General features: G+C 68.5%; 16 protein-coding genes. 8 read left to right on the forward strand and 8 right to left on the reverse strand.

Going from position 1 to position 19,813, the window contains the following annotated elements:
• Nucleotides 1–64 precede the first annotated feature (64 nt).
• The 6 genes from LPC04_RS26750 to LPC04_RS26775 form a co-directional block, all read right to left on the reverse strand.
• A complete protein-coding gene (locus LPC04_RS26750; RefSeq protein ID WP_275685382.1) occupies nucleotides 65–3,577 on the reverse strand; it encodes a response regulator in 3,513 nt (1,170 codons plus the stop codon).
• 173 nt (nucleotides 3,578–3,750) lie between these two features.
• Entirely contained in the window at nucleotides 3,751–5,049 is a 1,299-nt protein-coding gene (hemW, locus tag LPC04_RS26755) for a radical SAM family heme chaperone HemW (RefSeq protein WP_420854777.1), read from the reverse strand.
• A gap of 16 nt (nucleotides 5,050–5,065) precedes the next feature.
• A complete protein-coding gene (gene rdgB / locus LPC04_RS26760) occupies nucleotides 5,066–5,701 on the reverse strand; it encodes an RdgB/HAM1 family non-canonical purine NTP pyrophosphatase (RefSeq protein WP_275685383.1) in 636 nt (211 codons plus the stop codon).
• A gap of 82 nt (nucleotides 5,702–5,783) precedes the next feature.
• Nucleotides 5,784–6,509 (reverse strand): ribonuclease PH, encoded by a 726-nt coding sequence (rph, locus tag LPC04_RS26765; RefSeq protein ID WP_275685384.1) that lies wholly within the window; start codon nucleotides 6,507–6,509, stop codon nucleotides 5,784–5,786.
• 75 nt (nucleotides 6,510–6,584) lie between these two features.
• Entirely contained in the window at nucleotides 6,585–7,499 is a 915-nt protein-coding gene (locus tag LPC04_RS26770) for a PP2C family protein-serine/threonine phosphatase (protein WP_275685385.1), read from the reverse strand.
• Between the two features lie 28 nt (nucleotides 7,500–7,527).
• A complete protein-coding gene (locus tag LPC04_RS26775; RefSeq protein WP_275685401.1) occupies nucleotides 7,528–8,496 on the reverse strand; it encodes a serine/threonine protein kinase in 969 nt (322 codons plus the stop codon).
• A 30-nt stretch (nucleotides 8,497–8,526) separates the two neighbouring features.
• On the opposite strand from LPC04_RS26775, the gene LPC04_RS26780 reads away from it, so the two are divergent.
• The 3 genes from LPC04_RS26780 (at nucleotide 8,527) to LPC04_RS26790 (ending at nucleotide 11,147) form a co-directional block, all read left to right on the forward strand.
• Nucleotides 8,527–9,471 carry a YicC/YloC family endoribonuclease gene (locus LPC04_RS26780; protein ID WP_275685386.1) on the forward strand — a complete coding sequence of 315 codons (945 nt, stop codon included), beginning with the start codon at nucleotides 8,527–8,529 and terminating at the stop codon, nucleotides 9,469–9,471.
• Between the two features lie 378 nt (nucleotides 9,472–9,849).
• Nucleotides 9,850–10,590, forward strand: a complete 741-nt coding sequence (locus tag LPC04_RS26785; protein ID WP_275685387.1) for a hypothetical protein — start codon at nucleotides 9,850–9,852, stop codon at nucleotides 10,588–10,590.
• Between the two features lie 92 nt (nucleotides 10,591–10,682).
• Nucleotides 10,683–11,147, forward strand: coding sequence for an HU family DNA-binding protein (locus LPC04_RS26790; RefSeq protein WP_275685388.1), 465 nt, complete (start codon nucleotides 10,683–10,685; stop codon nucleotides 11,145–11,147).
• An 84-nt stretch (nucleotides 11,148–11,231) separates the two neighbouring features.
• On the opposite strand, the gene LPC04_RS26795 is transcribed toward LPC04_RS26790, so the two are convergent.
• Nucleotides 11,232–11,828, reverse strand: coding sequence for a hypothetical protein (locus tag LPC04_RS26795; protein WP_275685389.1), 597 nt, complete (start codon nucleotides 11,826–11,828; stop codon nucleotides 11,232–11,234).
• A gap of 395 nt (nucleotides 11,829–12,223) precedes the next feature.
• Here LPC04_RS26795 and LPC04_RS26800 point away from each other — a divergent pair, with 395 nt between their 5' ends.
• The 3 genes from LPC04_RS26800 to rpoZ all read left to right on the forward strand — a co-directional run bounded on the left by LPC04_RS26800 (nucleotide 12,224) and on the right by rpoZ (nucleotide 13,968).
• Nucleotides 12,224–12,934, forward strand: coding sequence for a YebB family permuted papain-like enzyme (locus LPC04_RS26800; RefSeq protein WP_275685390.1), 711 nt, complete (start codon nucleotides 12,224–12,226; stop codon nucleotides 12,932–12,934).
• A gap of 128 nt (nucleotides 12,935–13,062) precedes the next feature.
• Entirely contained in the window at nucleotides 13,063–13,689 is a 627-nt protein-coding gene (gene gmk / locus LPC04_RS26805) for a guanylate kinase (RefSeq protein WP_275685391.1), read from the forward strand.
• Nucleotides 13,690–13,764: 75 nt separating this feature from the next.
• Complete coding sequence (gene rpoZ / locus LPC04_RS26810) at nucleotides 13,765–13,968, forward strand: DNA-directed RNA polymerase subunit omega (RefSeq protein ID WP_275685392.1); 204 nt, start codon at nucleotides 13,765–13,767, stop codon at nucleotides 13,966–13,968.
• A 101-nt stretch (nucleotides 13,969–14,069) separates the two neighbouring features.
• Here rpoZ and LPC04_RS26815 read toward each other — a convergent pair whose 3' ends face one another.
• Nucleotides 14,070–15,836, reverse strand: coding sequence for a beta-1,3-glucanase family protein (locus LPC04_RS26815; protein ID WP_275685393.1), 1,767 nt, complete (start codon nucleotides 15,834–15,836; stop codon nucleotides 14,070–14,072).
• A 346-nt stretch (nucleotides 15,837–16,182) separates the two neighbouring features.
• On the opposite strand from LPC04_RS26815, the gene LPC04_RS26820 reads away from it, so the two are divergent.
• Both LPC04_RS26820 and LPC04_RS26825 read left to right on the forward strand, forming a co-directional pair.
• Complete coding sequence (locus LPC04_RS26820) at nucleotides 16,183–18,456, forward strand: RelA/SpoT family protein (protein WP_275685394.1); 2,274 nt, start codon at nucleotides 16,183–16,185, stop codon at nucleotides 18,454–18,456.
• Nucleotides 18,453–19,583 carry a DUF748 domain-containing protein gene (locus LPC04_RS26825; RefSeq protein WP_275685395.1) on the forward strand — a complete coding sequence of 377 codons (1,131 nt, stop codon included), beginning with the start codon at nucleotides 18,453–18,455 and terminating at the stop codon, nucleotides 19,581–19,583. Before LPC04_RS26820 ends, LPC04_RS26825 begins: the two co-directional genes overlap by 4 nt.
• The last annotated feature ends 230 nt before the right edge of the window (nucleotides 19,584–19,813 follow it).

Genomic DNA, 19,813 nt, shown 5'->3' on the forward strand with positions numbered 1-19,813 from the left:
GATCAGGAGAACGGAGCACTGCCTTGCATAGGCAAGCACGGGGCCAGGGTTTGCGCGAGGTGGATCACAGGCGCTCGATGCTGGGCATCCACACGCGCATCAGCGAGAACAGGCGGTCCAGGTCGATCGGCTTGGCCAGGTAGTCGTTGGCGCCGGCGCGGCGGCACTGCTCCTGGTCGTCCTTCATCGCCTTGGCGGTGACGGCGATCACCGGCAGCTGCGACAGCTTCGGATTCGCGCGGATGCGGCGCGTCGCCTCCAGGCCGTCCATGCCGGGCATCATCACGTCCATCAGCACGATGTCGATGTCGGGCACCTCGGCCAGCTTGGACAGCGCCTCGAAGCCGTTGCGGCCGATCTCGACCTGCAGGCCCTTCTGCTCCAGCGCGCTGGCCAGCGCGAAGATGTTGCGCACGTCGTCGTCGACCAGCAGCACCTTGCGGCCCTCGAACACCTTCTCGCGGTTGCGCGCGGTGCGCAGCATGGTCTGGCGCTCGGCCGACAGCTTCGATTCCACCGTGTGCAGGAACAGCGTCACCTCGTCGAGCAGCCGCTCGGGCGAGCGCGCGCCCTTGATGATGATGGAGCGCGAATACTTGTTGAGGTTGGTCTCTTCCTCGCGCGTGAGGTTGCGGCCCGTGTAGACGATCACCGGCGGGAACGAGCAGATGTCCTCCATCGTCATGCGCTCGAGCAGCTCGCTGCCGTCCATGTCGGGCAGCTTCAGGTCGATGATCATGCAGTCGTAGACCGTGTCCTTGAGCAGTTCCAGCGCCTCGGCGCCGGTGGCGACGGCGGCGATGTCGATGTCGTCTTCCTTGATCAGGTGCACGACGCTGTCACGCTGGCGCGCGTCGTCCTCCACGACCAGCACGCGCTTGACCTTCTTGGCGCCCTTCTCCTCGAGGCGCTGGAAGATCTGCTGCAGCTCGTCGCGCGTGGTGGGCTTGACCGCGAAGCCGATCGCGCCCATGTGCAGCGCGATCTCGGAGAAGTCCTCGCCGGCCACGATGTGCACCGGGATGTGGCGCGTGCGCGGATCGTCCTTCAGGAACTGCAGCACGCTCAGGCCAGAGCCGTCCGGCAGCCGGACGTCCAGCAGGATCGCGCTGGGCAGGTAGCTCGTCGCGAGCTCGAGCGCCTCGCCGGCGCTGCTGGCCACCAGGCAGCGATAGCGCATCTCATGCGCGAGGTTGTAGAGCACGCCGGCGAAGGTCTCGTCGTCCTCCACCACCAGCAGCACGCGGCCCTTCTCGGGCGTCGGATCGTTGCGGTCGTCGGCGAAGCTCCCGGGGCTCGGCGCCGGGGACACCGCCGCGGGCGCGGGCGTCACGCTCGCGGGCGCGGGCGCCAACGAGGTCGCGCGGCGACCCGAATCCGCGTTCAGGCTGGCGGTGGCCGCGGCGGGCAGGCCCTCCGACGGCGCGGCCTCCGGCACGTCGGTCCACTTCGCGGGCAGCGTCAGCGTGAACGTGCTGCCCTGCCCCGCGGCGCTCTCCACCGCGATCGTGCCGCCCAGCAGGCGCGCCAGCTCGCGCGAGATCGACAGCCCCAGGCCCGTGCCGCCGTAGCGCCGGTTGATCGTGCCGTCGGCCTGGCGGAAGGCCTCGAAGATGATGTCCTGCTGGCCCTCGGGGATGCCGATGCCCGAGTCCTTGACCGCGAAGGCGAGACGATCGTCGGGGCGCGCCTGCACGCGGATCGTGACCGCGCCCGACTCGGTGAACTTGATGGCGTTGGACAGCAGGTTCTTCAGGATCTGCTCGACGCGCAGGTTGTCCGTCACCATCGACGTGGGCGCGTCGGGCTCGACGATCACCTCGAACGCCAGCTTCTTCTCGCCCGCGAGCGGCTCGAAGATGCGCTGCAGCCCGTCGACCAGGCGCTGCACCGACACGAACTGCGGCTGCAGCTCGAGGCGGCCGGCCTCCACCTTGGACAGGTCGAGGATGTCGTTGATCAGGTTGAGCAGGTCGTTGCCCGCGCCGTAGATCGTCTGCGCGAACTTCAGCTGCTCGGCGCTGAGGTTGCCTTCCTTGTTCTCGCTGAGCAGCTTGGCCAGGATCAGCGAGCTGTTGAGCGGCGTGCGCAGCTCGTGCGACATGTTGGCGAGGAACTCGGACTTGTAGCGGCTCGCGCGCTGCAGTTCGTCGGCGCGTTCCTGCAGCGCGACCTGCGCCTCGTTGAGCGCCTCGTTCTTGCGATCGAGCACGCCGGCCTGCTCGGCCAGCTGCGTGTTGGTGGCCTCGAGCTCGGCCTGCTGGTGCTCCAGGTGCTGCTGCGACTCGGTGAGCACGCGCGACTGCTCGCCCAGCTCCTCGTTGGCGGTGCGCAGCTCCTCCTGCTGCACCTGCAGTTCCTCGTTGAGCTGCTGCGTCTCCTCCACCGAGTCCTGCAGGCGCTTGCGGAACAGCGCCGAGTCGACCGACGCCCCGATGCTGCCGGCGATCAGCTTCAGCAGCGCGATGTCGCGCTCGGCGACCGGCCGCATGAAGCCCAGCTCGATGACGCCGTTGACGACGCCGTCGTTGCTGATCGGCGCGACCAGCAGTTCCGCCGGCGCGCCTTCGCCCAGGCCCGAGCCGACCTTGAAGTAGCCGCCCTTCAGGTTGGTCACGTGGTTGAGGCGGCCGTCGCGCAGCGCCTGGCCGACCAGGCCCTCGAGCGCCGCCCTGACCTGCCCGTCGCCCTCGGTGCCGTCGAAGCCGTGCGTGGACACGCGCTGCAGCAGGCCCGCGTCGTCGCGCACGTACATCGCCGCGACGACCGGGTCGAGGTAGCGGCCCGCGAACGCCAGCACGCTGCGGCCGACGGTGGTGAGCGTCTGCTGGCCGATCAGCGTCTCGGCGAGCTGGGCCTGGCCATCGCGCACCCAGGCCTGCTCGGACAGCACGTTGGCCGCATCGGTCTGCGCCTTCAGCGCGCCGCCGAAGTCGTCCGACAGCTGCTTGATGTCGCGCCGGCCGGCCCAGGCGATGTAGCAGTTGACGACGATGATGAAAAGGACATATGAGCCAATGCCGACCCAGGTGACCAGCCTCAACGTGTCGAGCCGGTCTGTCAGCAGCGTCTGTTCGTTGCCGCGAGCGGCCAGCACTTCGGCGCGCACGCGGTCCGACAACTGCTTGCCGGTGGCCGACTTCACGATCGAGGCCGCGTCGCCGCCTTTCCTGCGCGCGTCGATGACCTCCTGCGCATAGGCCTCCCACGCGAGCTGCAGCGAGCGCACGCGCTTCAGGCGATCCGTCTGCACCGGATTGTCCGCCGTCATCTGGATCAGGTCCTCCAGCTGGGTGCCCAGCTGGGGCTTGGCGACCTGGTAGGGCGCCAGGAACGAATCGTCGCCGGTCACGACATAGCCGCGCGCGCCCGACTCCATGTCGGCCTGCAGCGTGGTCAGCTCGTTGAGCTTGCCGATGACCTGATGCGTGTGGTCCACCCACCCCGTCACCGTCATGAAGTACAGGAAGAAGCCGAGGAACGCGGCCGCGCTGACGAGGCCGACCACCAGCGGCAGCGTCACGTTGCGGCGGGCGATCCGGTTGAACTGGTCGGTGTCGATGGCGGAATTTGGCATGGCGTCCTGGGTCGGCGAGGTCGGGCGAGCGCGATCATAGGTGGAGTGCGCCGCGGCACGGGGAGGGATTCCTCGCGCGTGGACGTCCGGACATCGCGGCGCGATGTCTGCTCAACCATTGGATCCGATGGCAATCGGCGTGCCTGCCCTCTCCCGAGGAGACGGGGCATGCGCTACAGGAACAGTTCCTGGAGGTCGTTCAGGAAGTCGAAGCCGCGCACGGTGGGCTGGACCCACTCCCCGCCCGGCAGGCCGGTGCGGGCGATCAGGCCGCGCTTCTCGGCCTCGGCCAGGCCCTTCTCGATCGCCGACAGCGGCAGCCCGCAGCGCTCGTTGAACAGCGACAGCGCGAAGCCCTCGCGCAGGCGCAGCGCGTTGAGCATGAACTCGAACGGCAGTTCCGCGCGCGCGACGTCGGCCTCGTTGGACACGCCCTGCCCGCCCAGCGACCGGTCCATGTACATGCCCGGCTCGCGCCAGCGCACCTGGCGCGTCACGCGATGCGCGAACGACAGCTTGCCGTGCGCGCCCGCGCCCAGTCCCAGGTAGTCGCCGAACTGCCAGTAGTTGACGTTGTGACGGCAACGATGACCGCTCTTCGCGTACGCCGAGACTTCGTAGCGCTCGAAGCCCGCGCCGCCCGTGCGTTCGGTGACGCGATCGAGCATGTCGTAGGCGGTGTCGTCATCCGGCAGGTTCGCCGGCGGGCGCTTCGCGAAGACGGTGTTGGGCTCCATCGTCAGGTGATACAGCGACAGGTGCGGCGCGCCGAGCGCGAAGGCCTGGGCCAGGTCGGCGTCGAGGTCGGCCAGTGTCTGGCCGGGCAGCGCGTACATCAGGTCGAGGTTGAAGGTCTCGAAGCTGCGCGCGGCCTCTTGCGCCGCGGCCAGCGCCTGCGCGCCGTCATGCACGCGGCCGAGCGCGCGCAGGTGGGCGTCGTTGAAGGTCTGCACGCCGATCGACAGCCGGTTGACGCCGGCCTGCGCAAACGCGCGGAAGCGATCCTTCTCGAACGTGCCGGGGTTGGCCTCCATCGTGATCTCGCAGTCGGCGGCCAGCGGCAGCAGCATGCGGAGATCGGACAGCAGCCGCGCGATGCCGTCCGGCGAGAACAGCGACGGTGTGCCGCCGCCGATGAAGATCGTCTGGATCGTGCGGCCCCAGACGATGGGCAGCGAGCGCTCGAGGTCGGCGCGCACCGCGTCGAGATAGCGCTGCTCGGGCAAGTCCTTGGGCGTCGCGCCGGCGGTGTGGAACTCGTGCGAGTTGAAGTCGCAGTACGGACACTTCTTCAGGCACCACGGCAGGTGCACGTAGACCGACAGCGGCGGCGGCGCGGGCAGGCTCAGCGTGCCGGGGCGGTGGTACCACTGCGGGTCGCGCAGGGGCGCTCCGGCGAGCGACTCGCCGTTCGCAAGGTCGCCCTCGCCGGACTCGCCGCCGGCGGCGTTGACGGGGTGGATGCGGACGATGCTCACGACGCCAGGCTCAGAGATGCCACGCCTGCTGCATCAACTGCCTCATCTGCGCCGCCGCGATCGCCCGGTGGCTATGCGCATTCTTCACTTCCTTCGACAACGACGCCACCGTTGCGCCGAACGCCGGGATGAACATCAGCGGGTCGTAGCCGAAGCCGCCCTCGCCTTCGCGCGCGCGCAGGATCTCGCCGTTCCAGCGGCCCATCGCGACGAGCGGCTGCGGGTCGTCGGCCGAACGGATCGCCATCAGCGTGCACATGAAGCAGGCGCGGCGGTCGTCGACGTCGCGCAGCTTCTCGAGCAGGAGTGCGTTGTTGGCCTCGTCCTGCGTCGCGCGCTCGGCCTCGCGCTCGGGCGTCACGCCCGCGCGCGCGAGGACGGTGGCGTAGTTGGCCGAGATCACGCCCGGCATCCCACCGAGCGCATCGACGCACAGCCCCGAGTCGTCGGCGATCGCCGGCAGGCCCGTGGCGGCCGACGCGTGGCGCGCCTTGGCCAGCGCGTTCTCGATGAACGTGACGTGCGGCTCCTCGGCCTCGCTCACGCCCAGCTCGCCCTGGCGCACGAGCTCGACGCCCAGGCCGTCGAACAGCGCCTGCAGTTCGGCGAGCTTCTTCGCGTTGTTGGAGGCGAGGACGAGCTTCATGGGAATCTCCGCGACGCCCGGCCGCCCGAAGGCGCGGAGACGCCCCCTCGGGGGGCAGCGAACAACGTGAGCGTGGGGGCAGTCATGACTCGAGCGCGGCCTTCTGCGCGACGATCAGCTGGCGGATGCCCGCGTCCGCGAGGTCCAGCAGCTGGTTCATCTCGACGCGCGAGAACGCCGCGCCCTCGGCGGTGCCCTGCACCTCGATGAAGTGGCCGGCGCCGCTCATGACGACGTTCATGTCGGTGTCGCAGGCCGAGTCCTCGACGTATTCGAGATCGAGCAGCGGCGTGCCCTCGACGATGCCCACCGACACCGCGGCGACGAAGCCCGTCAGCGGCGTGCGCTCGATCTTGCCGGCGACGAGCAGCCTGGTGATCGCGTCGTGCGCGGCGACGCAGGCGCCCGTGATGGCCGCGGTGCGCGTGCCGCCGTCGGCCTGCAGCACGTCGCAATCGAGCGTGATCGTGCGTTCGCCGAGCAGCTTCATGTCGAACACGGCGCGCAGCGAGCGGCCGATGAGGCGCTGGATCTCCTGCGTGCGCCCGCTCTGCTTGCCGCGCGCGGCCTCGCGGTCGGAGCGCGTGTGCGTGGCGCGCGGCAGCATGCCGTATTCGGCGGTCACCCAGCCTTCGCCCTTGCCCTTGAGGAACGGCGGCACGCGGTCCTCGACCGAGGCGGTGCACAGCACGCGCGTGTCGCCGAACTCCACCAGCACCGAGCCTTCGGCGTGCACGGTGAAGTTGCGCGTCAGCTTGACCGGGCGCAGCTCGTTGACGGCGCGGTTCTGGGTGCGGACGAAGGTCATGCGGATTCCTGTTCTCGAAAGCAAAACCGGGCACATGATGCCCGGCTCGTGTGGATGCGGCGATTGTCCGCGACGTCAGGGCTTTCGCGGCCCGCTGCGTTGAATCGCCTCGTTGATCTCGCGGATCGAACGCTCGATCTCGTCGTCGTCGATGTCCGGCAGGAACGAGTCGCCACTCATGCTGGCCTGGATCGTCGAGGCGAAGACGTCCTCGCCCAGCGTGCGCGTGGAGACGTTGCCGGCGGCGTCATCGTCCTCCGACGCTTCCCATTCGACGGCCAGCGCGGTGACGTTGTCGCTCTTCTCGCCGGCGTTGCGCAGCGCCTGCTCCACGATCTCGGGCACCGAGTCGTGGATCGGGAACTCGGACATCATCTTGACGATGTCGGGATCCTCGACGCTGCTCCACAGGCCGTCGGAGCACAGCAGGATACGGTCACCCGTACGCAGCACCATCGGGCCGGCGCTGTCGATGACCGGCTTGCCGGGGCTGCCCAGGCAGGTGAACAGCACGTTGCGGTTGACCTTCTCGTCGAGCGGCACCACGTGCGACAGCGCCTCGCGCAGCTCGGAGTACGAGTGGTCGCGCGTGCGGGCAATCAGGCGGTCGCCGCGCACGAGGTACAGGCGCGAGTCGCCGCAATGCGCCCAGTAGATGTTGCCGCCCTGCAGCACGCAGGCCACGATGGTGGTGCGCGGGGTGTCGGTCAGGCCGCGGTCGGTGGCGTAGCGCAGGAGCTGGTGGTGGCCGGCGAGGATGGCGTCCTGCAGGAAGCGCTGCGGATCCTTCAGGTCGGTCTTGGCCTCCTTCTGGAAGAACGCCGCCAGGGTCTGCAGCGCGAGCTGCGACGCGACCTCGCCTTCCGGATGGCCGCCCATGCCGTCCGCGAGCGCGAACAGGCCCGAATCGCGCGTGTAGCAATAGCCCATGCGGTCTTCGTTCTTCTCGCGGCCGCCTTTTCGGCTGACTTGGTACGTTCCAAACTTCATGAACTTTGCTCCAGCCCCGAGCGCGCGCTCAAGGGTGTGTTCCTGACTTCAGGTTCTCGATCTGCAGCTTGAGCCGTTCCGAGAAGCTGAGCGTGGTGTAGCGGCGTTCGATCTCGCGCGACAGTTCCTTCTGCAGCGCGAACACGCTCTGCGGCCGCGACAGCGGGTCGAGCGCCATGCACCATTCGATGACTTCGATGAGATTGTCCGAATAGACGTTGCGCAGGCGCGAGAGCGACAGCGGCAGGCGATCCTTGTCGATGCGCTGCGGCGCGTCGTTGGGCGGATACCCCTGCATGCATGCATACAAACAGGCGCCGATGGCGTAGATATCCGTCCACGGGCCCAGCGAGCCGTCGCGTCGGTACATTTCCGGCGCGGCGAAACCCGGCGTGTACATCGGCCGGATGAACTGGCCTTCCTTGCTCAGCACTTCGCGCGCGGCGCCGAAATCGAGCAGCACGGCGCGGTTGTCGTTGGTGATGAAGATATTCGCCGGCTTGATGTCCAGGTGCAGCATCTTGTGCTGGTGGACGATGCGCAGGCCACGCAGGATCTCGTCGAACAACGAGCGAATGGTGGATTCGCGCAATACCTTTTCGCGCTTCAGGTCGCGCGCGGTGACGATGAAATCCTGCATGGTGTCACCCTGCAGATAATTCATCACCATGTAGACGGTTTCGTTCTCGCGGAAGAAATTCAGCACCGAGACCACGCTCGCATGCGAAATCTGCGCCAGCGAACGGCCCTCTTCGAAGAAACTCTTGAGCCCGAGGCGGTACAGTGGCTGCTTTTCCGGCTTCACGCGCGGAATCAATTCACCTGGCGACCGATCGGCCAGCGAGGCGGGAAGATATTCCTTCAGCGCGACGAGATGACGTGTTTCATCTTCGGCCAGGTAAACGATGCCGAAACCGCCCGCGGCGATCTTCTTGACGATCTGATAGCCGCCGACCACAGTCCCCGAAGGAAGCGGGGCGGGTTTTGGCTTTGACATAATCTCTTTTTGCAACCTGGCACTCGCGACATGGCAGTTTACAGCATGACCGGCTTCGGTAACGCCTCGGCGACCGCAGCATCCGCCGCATCCTCCGAGGGCGCCACCGCCACGGATTCCGCGGCGGTCACCGTCGAACTCCGATCGGTGAATAGCCGGTTTCTCGACATTTCCTTCCGCATGCCCGACGAGTTGCGCCAGCACGAGGGGGCCTTGCGCGACCTGATCACCGCCGGATGCCGGCGAGGCAAGGTCGACGTACGCGTCTCCGCGGCCAAAAGCAGCGGCGACGACTGGCCGCAGCCCACGGCGGACCAGCTCAATCGATTGTCACGCCTGGAAGGCACCGTGACGTCTTGGATGGGCAAGGCACAGCCGCTGACCGTGAACGAAGTCCTGCAATGGTGCCGTTCGGCGCCCGCCGCGACCGGTGGCCGCGTGGACGAGGCGTTGATGGAGGCCGGCAAGCGCGCCGTCGCCGCACTCAGGGAGGCCCGCGCCCGCGAAGGCGAGAAGCTGGTGGGCATCCTGATGGAACGCATCGTGCGCCTGCGCGAACTCGCGGCCCAGGCCGAACCGCTGGTGCCGGCCGTCGTCGAACGCCAGCAGCAGCGCTTCCTCGAACGCTGGGCCGAGGCGCTGAAGGCTACCGGCGGCCTGGACGCCACCAGTTCGGCCGGCAGCGTCCCCACCGAGGCCCTGCGCGAGCGTGCGATGAACGAAGCCGCCACGTTCGCGTTGCGCATCGACGTCGCCGAGGAACTGTCACGACTGCGCGCCCACCTCGAGGAGATCGCGCGCCTGCTCAAGGGCGGCGGCGAGCTCGGCAAGCGGCTCGACTTCCTGATCCAGGAACTGCACCGCGAGGCCAACACGCTGGGCTCGAAGTCCGCGGCGCTGGAGCTGACGGGCGTGTCGGTCGAGATGAAGGTGCTGATCGAGCAGATGCGCGAGCAGGTGCAGAACGTCGAGTGACGTCTGCCGGGCGCAACGCGAGAAAGTAAATAGTCTTTGCTTCTTCGACGCGCCCCGCCATGATTCGTTCCATCGCGGGCCCGGTGTCGTCGACGCCGGCCGCGTCCATCGTCCGAAAGCAAGGCTGCCCATGCCGCAGTGCCATCTCCCGATGCACTGACCGTTGCGCCAACGCCTGGCGCGCGACGGTCGAGTGTCCTCCCGTTTCGCGCGCAGGCGCCGAGTCGATCTCGAGTCCCTGACTGCACCCGCCCTCGCTTGCGAGGCGGCGTACGCGCGCAGCTCTTGCCAGGCCGTTGACGCAATGAAGGAGTCCCGTCATGGGCACTCAGGAAATCCTGCGCGCGAGCACCCGGGGAGGTCGCGATGCGCGCTGACATGAGCAAGGTATTGGTCGAGGAACCCCGCTGGGGGCGCGCGTGCGCGCGCGTCGTCGAGGGCAGCCGGCGACTGCAACGCAACCGGATCGACGACGACGGCGAAGGCGGCCCCACGCGCCTGGGCATGAAGCGCGACGGCTGCAAGCACTTCGGCGAGCACCTGGGGCCGCTGTATCGCTACCTGTCGGACCAGGCCGGCCGGCCATGGGACAAGGTGTATGGCGAGCTCTGCGCGGCGCTCGATCGGCGCAGCGTCGTGCAGGCGCACCTGTTCCAGCACATCGACAGCCACGTCGATCGCGAGACTGTCTGGCGTGACGACAAGGTCTGGGTGCGCAGCTGGCGCGGGCTCGTGCCGCTGTCCGAGAGCCGCGCCGAGATGTATGTGCATCCGCGCACGGGCATCCTGCTCGTCAACCGCGCTCGCGTCATCGCGAAGCGCAGGCGCAAGCAGGCTGACGCCGCGAAGGCGGAAGCGAGCGCACGGGAACGACGCATCGGCGCGCCGCTGCCGCCCGGCGTGCAGTGGCATCGCATCGACGGGCTCTGGTACGAAGTGCGGCTGCGCGCGCTGGGTCGCGACGGGCCGGAAGTCTTCGATGTCGTGCTCAGGCGCGGCGTCAGGTCGACCGACCACCAGCTGCTGAAAGAACGCTACGGCTCGTCTTCGATCTACGCTCATGCGAAGCGCCAGCTCGATGGCAGGACGCTGCGCCGGCACGGCCTCGCGCAGGAATGAGCGCGCAAATGCGCGGCGCCGCCGCGCGCCGCCTACAATCGCGGCCGCTGCGGCATTCGCCGAAGCATTGACATCAAAGACCTCGAGAACTCATGGCAACTGCAAAGAAGACTCCCGCTCCCGCCGCCAAGAAGGCCGTCAAGGCCGCCGCGCCGGCCAAGACCGTCAAGAAGGCCGCTGCGCCCGCCAAGGCCGTGAAGGCTGCTCCCGCGAAGGCCGTCAAGGCCGCGCCGGCCGCCCTGAAGCCGATCAAGACGGCGTTCAACAAGTCCAGCCTGGCGACGCACATCGCCGAGCAATCGGGCGTCGACGCGAAGTCGGCCAAGGCCGTGCTGGCCGCGCTCGAAGGCGCGATCGTCATGTCGGTCAACAAGAAGGGCCTCGGCTCGTTCACGCTGCCCGGCCTGCTCAAGGTCACGGTGCAGAACGTGCCGGCCAAGAAGAAGCGCATGGGCAAGGACCCGTTCACCGGCGTCGAGCGCATGTTCGCGGCCAAGCCGGCGTCCGTGAAGATCAAGACGCGCGCGCTGAAGAAGCTGAAGGACGCCGCGCTGTAAAGCGCGACGCCCGGGCGGGTCGACGGATCCGCCACAAACGCAAAGAGCCGCATTTCGCGGCTCTTTTTCATGGCGGGTGCGGTCTCAGGCGTTGCGTTCGCCGAACATCCGGTCGATGTCGATGAACTCGGTCATGCTGTCCGAGAAATCCTTCAGCGCGCCCGGCGCCATCGCGGCCGCGAGGCGTTCGGTCGGCTGGTCGGGCTGCGAGGCCACGTGGGTGTGGCGATCGCCGTGGCGGCGGCGCAGCACCTGCTCGATGCGACGGCGCAGCAGCACCAGGCCGGGGCCATAGCGATCGAGGTCGAACGCGTCCAGCGCCTGCGCGGCGTGGCGCAGCACGGCGGCCGGGACGTCGTCGACGCCGCGTTCGCCGTTCTTGACCAGCGCCCGCTCCAGCAGCGCGAGCGACGGCAACCGCGGATGATGGCCGACTTCGCCGCCGAGCATGGCGCGCAAGTTGGCGCACACCTCGGAGACCTCGCGGGTGGTCATCGACGGCATTTCAGCCGGGCTGCGGCGGCGCGGCGCCGTTTCGCCCGCGCGCCGGGTGCCCGCCTTGCGGGGCGCCGGCCCGAGCACGAAATGGAAGTCGAAGCCGCGGCGCTCGAGGCGGATCGGGCTGGTCAGGATGCGGCGGAGTCGACGCAGCACCCCACCGGCAACGGGAGCGACGGGCATAACCGGAACAGTATTGGAGGAGATCATGGTGACCAACGACTAGTGATGCCTTGCAGGCCGGTTGCAAACAAGCACCCTCAGGGGCGGCGCGTCCGGAATCCAGCGGCCACCCTCTTTTCTTCGTCCATTCTCGCGTGACGATGAGCAGGAATCGCCGATGAAATTGCAAGTTCTCGTTACCGCCCGTCACTGCATGAGCGTCCCCACGCCGATGGTCCAGGGTGGTCCGAAGATCGACGCGAACTTGTATAGGGGATTCAGTCGATGGCGAGCGCGGTATCGCATCGCGATACTGGACAGGCTCCCGGTTTCCACCTCGTCCGAACCAGTTTGAAGAACTGCCGGGCTGCGCGATCCTGCGCCTCCTCGCCACTGACCGGCGCTTCGGATTCATCATGTTCCGCCCTGCCTTCCCGTTCCGCCGCCTCGGCACCGCCGCCGCGCTGTGCGCCGCTCTTTCCGCCACAGGCGCCCTGGCCCAGGCCCGCGCCCACGCCTCCGACGACGAGCTCGCCCCGGCGTTGGCCGCCGAGCCGGTCGCCCGGCTGGCCAAGTCGCTGCAGGTCGGCGACATCGTCTTCACGCGCATCGGCTTCTACCCGTTCCGCAAGGTCGCCGAGGCCACCGGCACGTGGACCAACCACGTCGGCATCGTGCTGGACGTCTCCGGCAGCGAGCCGGTGATCGGCGAGAGCCGCTTCCCGTTCTCCGGCTCGACCACGCTGTCGCGCTTCGTCGCGCGCTCGGCCGGCGGCCGCGTCGCCGTGATGCGCCTGCCCACGCCGCTCACGCAGGCGCAGCAGATCGCGATCGTCGCGGCCGCCGCCCAGCGCGAGCACGTGTTCTACGACACCGGCTTCGACGCCCATTCGCACCGGCAGTTCTGCTCGCGCTACGTGCGCGAGGTACTGCAACAGGCCGCCGGCGTCGAGGTCGGCCAGGTCGAGACCTTCGAGCAGCTGCTCGCCAGCGCCCCGCAGGCCGACATCGGCTTCTGGCGCGTCTGGTATTTCGGCAGCATTCCGTGGCGGCGCGAGACGGTGACGCCCGCGAGCGTGCTGCACACGCCCGGGCTGAAGACCGTCTACGACGGCGTCGCCATCTGAGAAAGCGCGCATTCCTTCAGCATTCGCGTCGATGCCGAGGGATGGATTGCGGCGATACTTGAGCGCCTGAGTCGGCACCGCGACCCGCGAGCGCCGACGAGTCCCGTCCGCATACCCTCGCGTCTTTCATGGAACTCCCCGGCAAGCTCTTCGTCGTCGCCGCCCCCAGCGGCGCCGGCAAATCGACCCTCGTGAAGGCGCTGCTGCAGCACGAGCCCCACCTGGCCGTCTCGGTCTCGCACACCACGCGCGCGCCGCGCGGCCAGGAGCGCGACGGCTGCGAATACCACTTCGTCAGCGTCGACACGTTCCAGCAGATGGTCGCGGCGGGCCAGTTCTTCGAGCACGCGCACGTGCACGGCAACTGGTACGGCACGTCGCGCAGCAGCGTGGAGCGGCTGCTGGCCGACGGCAAGGACGTCGTGCTGGAGATCGACTGGCAGGGCGCGCTGCAGATCCGCGAGCTCTTCCCCGCGGCCATGCTCGTGTTCATCCTGCCGCCGAGCTGGGACGAACTGGCGCAGCGCCTGCGCGGCCGCGGCGAGGACCTGCCCGAGGTCATCGCCCAGCGCCTGGCGAACGCCCGCCACGAGGTCGCCCAGGCCGAGCGCTTCGACTTTGTTATAATCAACGGTTCTCTCGACAGGGCCTTGGCGGATCTTCGCGCCGTGGTTCGCGAGCAGCCCGACGCCCTGCGCTTCGCGGCCCAACGCGACAACCACCCCGACGTCTTCGCCGCGCTCGACCTGGCCTGACGGCCGTCCGGGAGAACCGTCCCTCGCCAGCGCTTGTCAACGCGTTGTTCTCGTCCCCAGCCTAGGAAATATCGAATGGCCCGCATCACCGTTGAAGACTGCCTGGAAAAGATCCCGAACCGCTTCCAGCTCGTGCTGGCCGCGACGTACCGCGCTCGCATGCTGAGCCAGGGCCACACGCCCAAGATCGAATCGAAGAACAAGCATGGCGTGACCGCGCTGCGCGAGATCGCTGCTGGCGAGATCGGCAAGGAAATGCTGCGCAAGGTTCCGACCTGATCGCCCGCGGGCGCCCCACGGGCGCCGCAGCGAACCAGGCCCGCGTCGCGAGACCCGGGCCTTTTTGTTGCCCGCGCGCGTGACGCGCGGGCGCGCCGCCGTCACCAACCGACAGTCACCGTGGCGATCGTCGGCGCGGCGGTGTGCAGCGACGAGCTGAAGCCACCGACATCGTCATACGCAAAGCCATACGCCAAGCCGTTCAGCGAGTGGTCATGCCAGAACTTCGAGTACGAGTTCGACGGCGACACGTAGAACGCACTCGGCGTCGACCACTGCGCCGGGTTCTCGACGATGTGGCGATTGATGGCCGCGCACATCTGCGCCTGGATCTGCAGCTGCTTGTCGTAGCCCGCGCTGCCCGGCGTCTGCCCGGTCGGGTCGTTGAGCACGCCGTTGCCGAGCAAGGCCTCGGTCGTCGTCGGCGCCCGCGCGATCGTGTACGTGCCCTGCCCGTCGGTGAACTGGAACTGGCCGTTGACGACATGGCCGGTGAACGTGCCCTGCTGGTCGGTGAAGGTCAGCGACTGCGAGGCGTACTTCGTCCACAGGCCCTGGATGTAGCCGTCCAGGTAGTGCGCGTTGGCGCCGCTCGTGTTGAAGCTGGCGTGGGCCGGCGCGATGATGCGGTACGGCGAGTACGGCGCCTGCGCCAGGCCCTGGAACTGCGCCGGCACCGACGACGCCCAGGCCGAGACCAGCGAGGCGCGCGTGGCCGTCTCGCCCACCGTCTGGTCGAAGCCGCCGAGGCCCTGCAGGCGCAGCGTCACCGGGAAGCCGAACTGGTCGACGCGCGTGGTGTTGCCGTAGAAGCCCGTCGTCGGGACGATGGCCATCTCGACGAAGTCGAACGTGACGTCGATGTTGGGGTCGGTCGGGTTCTCGATGTTGGCGCCGGCGTAGCCGATGTTGCCGTTGACGTCCTGGTTGACGCGGATGTACATCGGCGTGCCCACGCTCAGCATCAGCCGCGCCGAGTTGATCGGCGGGATCGTGACCGAGCTCGCCTGCGCGATCGTGTGGAAGTAGTTGGTGTAGGTGACGCCGTTCTTCGTCAGCGCGCCGTTGTCGGCCGTGCTCATCGGAACGAGCCTGCCGCTGGCGTCGACCCAGACGAACTGGCCGCTCGTCCAGTCCTTGCCGATGATGGCCCACCAGACGTGCGCGTTGTCGTAGGCGTTGTGCGTGCCGTTGACGATGTTGAACGTGGTCTGCTGGTTCCAGGTGCCGCCCCCGGCCACCGCCGAGATCTTGTACGACGAGGTCGCGTCGTTGAAGTTCGACGCCACGAGGTTGGGCGTGTCGGCGGTCAGCGTCAGCGTGCCGCCGCCGTAGTTGACGTCGCCGTAGAGCACCACCTGGGTGCCTGCCGACACCTTCACCGACGAGATGACGTCGTTCCAGGCGGCGCCGACCCAGCTCGAGCTGGCGCTGGTGCACATCGAGCTGCCGCCGTAGTTGATGTCGGTGAAGAAGCACGCCTGCCCGGCCGCGGGCGTCACCGAGACGGGCGCTGAGCCGACCGTGTACGAATAGGTGGCCGAGTCGTAGGCCGGCGTGCCCTTGTTGTAGGTGAAGCTGTAGCTGATCACGTTGCCGGATGAAACCGCTTGCAAGACTGGCTGGGTCTCGTGGCCGGTGGACGCGTCGCGCGCCATCCGCAGGTTTTGCAGCGCGCCGCCGTTGACCGCGTAGTGGACGTCGGTCCACGTCGTCGTGCTCGAGGTCGGGTTGAAGAAGATCGTCGCGGTGCTGCCGCTGACGGTCACGCCCTGGGCGTAGTCGGAGGCCGTCTGGGCCTCGGCCGGGGCCGCTTTCCAGAGGGAAAATGCAAGCAGGACGGCAAGTCCCGCAACACGTCGAATCATCGCTGTCTCCTGTCGTTTCGGGGTGACGCGTCCGCATGCGTCGTGCTCAGGCCAGTCCGCTCTCGGGCGCGCCGGCGGAAACGTTCGGGCGCTCCGCCGGCACTCGAGCCATACCCCCTGCCGTGTGCCTGCGTGGCCGGGGCGGAGCGCATTTGACGCCCGATCGGGGCGTTAAAACCGTCGTTTTCACGCTTTTTTGAAAGCGGTTTCATAGAATCCCCCAAACGCGGTATGCGGCCGGCCCCGCGCCGAAGAATCCACGTCGACGTCAAGGGCGTCCTGCCGAGCAGGCGTTCAATTTCCCGACCTCGGCGGCGCCGGCCTCATAACAGGCTAAATTCAGCACATGAGCATTCGTTCGTTCGCCGCCGACCTGCTGCCAGCCAAGCTGCACAGCACGCTGGCGCGCGCCCCGGCCACAGGCATGGCACCGCAGTCCGAAGTCACCACGTTTGCCGAGCTGTCCGAGAAGCTGACCTACCTCAGCAAGGCCGACCTGAAGAAGGTGCGCGAGGCCTACAAGTTCGCCGACCAGGCGCACCTGGGGCAGCTGCGTGCCAGCGGCATCCCGTACATCACGCACCCGCTCGCGGTCACGGGGCTCGTCGCCGACTGGAAGCTCGACGCCACCGCGCTGATGGCGGCGCTGATGCACGACACCATCGAGGACTGCGGCGTCACCAAGCCCGAGCTGATCGAGCTGTTCGGCTCGCCCACCGCCGACCTCGTCGACGGCCTGACCAAGCTGGACAAGCTGCAGTTCTCCACCAAGGAGGACGGCCAGGCCGAGTCGTTCCGCAAGATGCTGCTGGCGATGTCGCGCGACGTGCGCGTCATCCTCATCAAGCTGTGCGACCGCCTGCACAACATGCGCACGATGGACGCGATGGCGCCGGCCAAGCGCTCGCGCATCGCGCGCGAGACGATCGAGATCTTCGCGCCCATCGCGCACCGTCTCGGCCTCAACCAGATGTATCGCGAGTTGCAGGACCTGTCCTTCCGCTTCATGTACCCCTGGCGGTATGCGGCGGTGGGCAAGGCGCTCGAGCGCGCGCGCGGCACGCGGCGCGACATCGTCGACCGCATGCGGCGCGACGTCGAGAAGTCGTTTGCCGAGGCGCGCACCAAGGTCACGGTCTACAGCCGCGAGAAGACGGTCTTCTCGATCTACCGCAAGATGCGCGAGAAGCACGCCGGCTTCGCGCAGGTCAACGACATCTTCGGCTTCCGCATCGTCGTCAACTCGTTGCCCGAGTGCTACCTGTCTCTCGGCACGCTGCACCAGATGTACAAGCCGGTGCCGGGACGCTTCAAGGACTACATCGCGATCCCCAAGGCCAACGGCTACCAGTCGCTGCACACGACCTTGGTCAACCCGCTGGGCACGGCCGTCGAGTTCCAGGTGCGCACCGAGGAGATGCACGCGGTGGCCGAGGCCGGCATCGCGGCGCACTGGATGTACAAGGCCGGCACGCCGGGCACCGGCCGGCCGGACGAGGCGCAGCGCCTCGGTGCGATGTGGCTGCAGTCGCTGATCGACATCCAGAGCGACACGCACGACTCCAGCGAGTTCCTCGAGCACGTCAAGATCGACCTGTTCCCCGAGGCCGTCTACGTCTTCACGCCCAAGAGCAAGATCCTCGCGCTGCCCCGCGGCGCCACGCCGATCGACTTCGCCTACGCGATCCACTCGGACGTCGGCGACCACTGCGTCGCCGCCAAGGTCAACGGCGAGCCGGTGGCGCTGCGCACCGAGTTGAAGAGCGGCGACGTCGTCGAGGTCAGCACCTCGCCCAACGCGCGGCCGAACCCGTCGTGGCTGAACTCCGTGCGCACCGGCCGCGCGCGCTCCAAGATCCGCCACTTCCTGAAGAACCTCGAGCACGAGGAGTCCATCATCCTCGGCGAGAAGCTGTTGACGCAGGCGCTGCGCAACGAAGGCATGGCGGTGCCGGCCGACGACGAGGAGCATGCGGCGCTGTGGCAGTCGCTGACGCGCTGGAGCGGCAGCCGCAACCGCGCCGAGCTGATGGTCGACATCGGCCTCGGACGCAAGATCGCGTCCATCGTCGCCAAGCGCCTCGCGCAGCTGCTGGGCGAGCGTGGCACGCGCCCGGGCGCGGTGGCCCTGACGATGGGACGCTACGCCGCCAACGAGGCGCAGGTCGGGCAGAACGTCGTCGAGATCGACGGCAGCGAGGGCGCGTCGGTGCAGCTGGCCACGTGCTGCCGGCCGATTCCGGGCGATGAAGTCGCTGGTTATTTCGGCGGCGAGGGCCTGACCGTGCACACCAAGGACTGCTCGATCGGCCGCCGCCTGCGCGAGCGCGACGGCGACCGCTGGATGGAGGTCGACTGGGCCGAGCAGCTGACCCGCCAGTTCGAGAGCGCGGTGAGCGTGCTCGTCGCCAACGCCAAGGGCGCGCTGGCGCAGGTCGCGCAGGCGATCAGCGCCGCCGAGGCCGACATCACGCACATCGACATGGGCGACGAGCGCGCCTCCGAGACGACCGAGCTGCGCCTGCTCGTGAGCGTGCGCGACCGGCTGCACCTGGCCGACGTGCTGCGCACGCTCAAGCGCTCGTCGTCGGTGCTGCGCGCGTCCCGCGTCAAGCCTTGAGCTTCCTCGCGACGTATCGCCGGCTGCTCCTGGCCGGCGCCGCGGTCGTGGCCGTCGCGCTGGGCGTCGTCATCTTCGCCGCGCACGATGCCCGTCACCGTATCCTGCAGGCGCTGGGGCCGCGCACGACGGTCGGCTCGATCTCGCTGAACTATCCCACCGTGACGCTGCGCGACGTGCACGTGGCCGCCAGCGACGCGCCCGGCGCCTGGCCGGCGAACGAGGAGTTCGACGCGCGGGAGGTCACGGTCGACATCACCGCCGCCAGCCTGTGGGCCTATCGACGCGGCGAGCCGCTCGCCATCGCGGACGTGCGCGTGCGCGACGGCACGCTGGTCATGCTGCGCACGCCCGACCACCTGACGCTGCTGCCCGCGCTGCGCGACACCTCGCGCGCCCAGGCCGCGGCGCTGCAGGCCTCGCAGGCCGTCGCGCCCGGCGAGACCGCGACCGCGCTGGTCATCGAGCACATGAGCTTCGAGCGCATGGCCGTCGACCTGCACGACGCCACGCTGCCCGATGGCAAGACGCACAAGCTGCGCTTCGAGCAGGTGCACGGCACGGTGAGCGGCCTGGCGCTGCCGAAACTCGCGCAGCCGATGACGCTCGACCTGCAGGGCGTGCTCAGGGGTGTCGAGCGCGACGGCCAGGTGGCCATCAAGGGCAGCCTGGCGCCGGCGGCGCACGACGCGAACCTCGCGATCCGCCTGGCCGGCGTCGACGTGGTCGCGCTGCAGCCCTACCTGCTGAAGTTCGGCGAGCGCGCGGTGCGCCATGGCACGCTGGACCTGTCGATGGACGCGAGCGTCGCCAACCGCCAGGTGCACGCGCCCGGCCAGCTGACGATCGCGGGCCTCGAATTCGGCGACGCCGAGGGCGGCACGTTCGCCGGCGTCGAACGCCGCGCCGTCCTCGCGACGCTCAAGCGCGACGGCCGCATCGCGCTGAAGTTCACGCTCGAAGGCCGCACCGACGACCCGAAGTTCAAGCTCGACGAAAGCCTCGCCCTGCGCGTCGCGGCGGGGCTCGGCGAAACGGTCGGTGTCAGCGTCAAGGGCGTCGTCGAAGGCGTGGGCAGCGCGATCAAGGGGCTGCTGGGCGGCAAGGGCGACAAGCCCGCGCGCTAGGGCCTGTTCACACTAATAACGTGCCCGCGCCGGTGTCCGGGGGGGGGCCCGGGGAGGCGGGGGGCGCCCCCCCCCCCCCCCCCCCCCCCCCCCCCCCCCCCCCCCCCCCCCCCCCCCGCCCCTCCGGGTGATCCATCAGAAAGCCCGCCTTCGGCGTTGCGAACGCTTGGAGTGGGCCCACCACGCCTGCGCGTTCGCGCCTTGAAGGCGGGCTTTCTGATGGTCACGCG

It is taken from the genome of Scleromatobacter humisilvae (assembly GCF_023231945.1).
Classification (GTDB): domain Bacteria; phylum Pseudomonadota; class Gammaproteobacteria; order Burkholderiales; family Burkholderiaceae_C; genus Scleromatobacter; species Scleromatobacter humisilvae.

What these genes read in the sequence shown, in the direction of transcription:
- rph (WP_275685384.1), bottom strand. Translation starts at nt 6,509, where the DNA reads ATGACCTTCGTCCGCACCCAGAACCGCGCCGTCAACGAGCTGCGCCCG.
- LPC04_RS26785 (WP_275685387.1), top strand. Translation starts at nt 9,850, where the DNA reads ATGAGCAAGGTATTGGTCGAGGAACCCCGCTGGGGGCGCGCGTGCGCG.
- LPC04_RS26750 (WP_275685382.1), bottom strand. Translation starts at nt 3,577, where the DNA reads ATGCCAAATTCCGCCATCGACACCGACCAGTTCAACCGGATCGCCCGC.
- LPC04_RS26780 (WP_275685386.1), top strand. Translation starts at nt 8,527, where the DNA reads ATGGCAGTTTACAGCATGACCGGCTTCGGTAACGCCTCGGCGACCGCA.
- LPC04_RS26795 (WP_275685389.1), bottom strand. Translation starts at nt 11,828, where the DNA reads ATGCCCGTCGCTCCCGTTGCCGGTGGGGTGCTGCGTCGACTCCGCCGC.
- gmk (WP_275685391.1), top strand. Translation starts at nt 13,063, where the DNA reads ATGGAACTCCCCGGCAAGCTCTTCGTCGTCGCCGCCCCCAGCGGCGCC.
- LPC04_RS26790 (WP_275685388.1), top strand. Translation starts at nt 10,683, where the DNA reads ATGGCAACTGCAAAGAAGACTCCCGCTCCCGCCGCCAAGAAGGCCGTC.
- rpoZ (WP_275685392.1), top strand. Translation starts at nt 13,765, where the DNA reads ATGGCCCGCATCACCGTTGAAGACTGCCTGGAAAAGATCCCGAACCGC.
- LPC04_RS26820 (WP_275685394.1), top strand. Translation starts at nt 16,183, where the DNA reads ATGAGCATTCGTTCGTTCGCCGCCGACCTGCTGCCAGCCAAGCTGCAC.
- LPC04_RS26800 (WP_275685390.1), top strand. Translation starts at nt 12,224, where the DNA reads ATGTTCCGCCCTGCCTTCCCGTTCCGCCGCCTCGGCACCGCCGCCGCG.
- LPC04_RS26775 (WP_275685401.1), bottom strand. Translation starts at nt 8,496, where the DNA reads ATGTCAAAGCCAAAACCCGCCCCGCTTCCTTCGGGGACTGTGGTCGGC.
- rdgB (WP_275685383.1), bottom strand. Translation starts at nt 5,701, where the DNA reads ATGAAGCTCGTCCTCGCCTCCAACAACGCGAAGAAGCTCGCCGAACTG.
- LPC04_RS26770 (WP_275685385.1), bottom strand. Translation starts at nt 7,499, where the DNA reads ATGAAGTTTGGAACGTACCAAGTCAGCCGAAAAGGCGGCCGCGAGAAG.
- LPC04_RS26815 (WP_275685393.1), bottom strand. Translation starts at nt 15,836, where the DNA reads ATGATTCGACGTGTTGCGGGACTTGCCGTCCTGCTTGCATTTTCCCTC.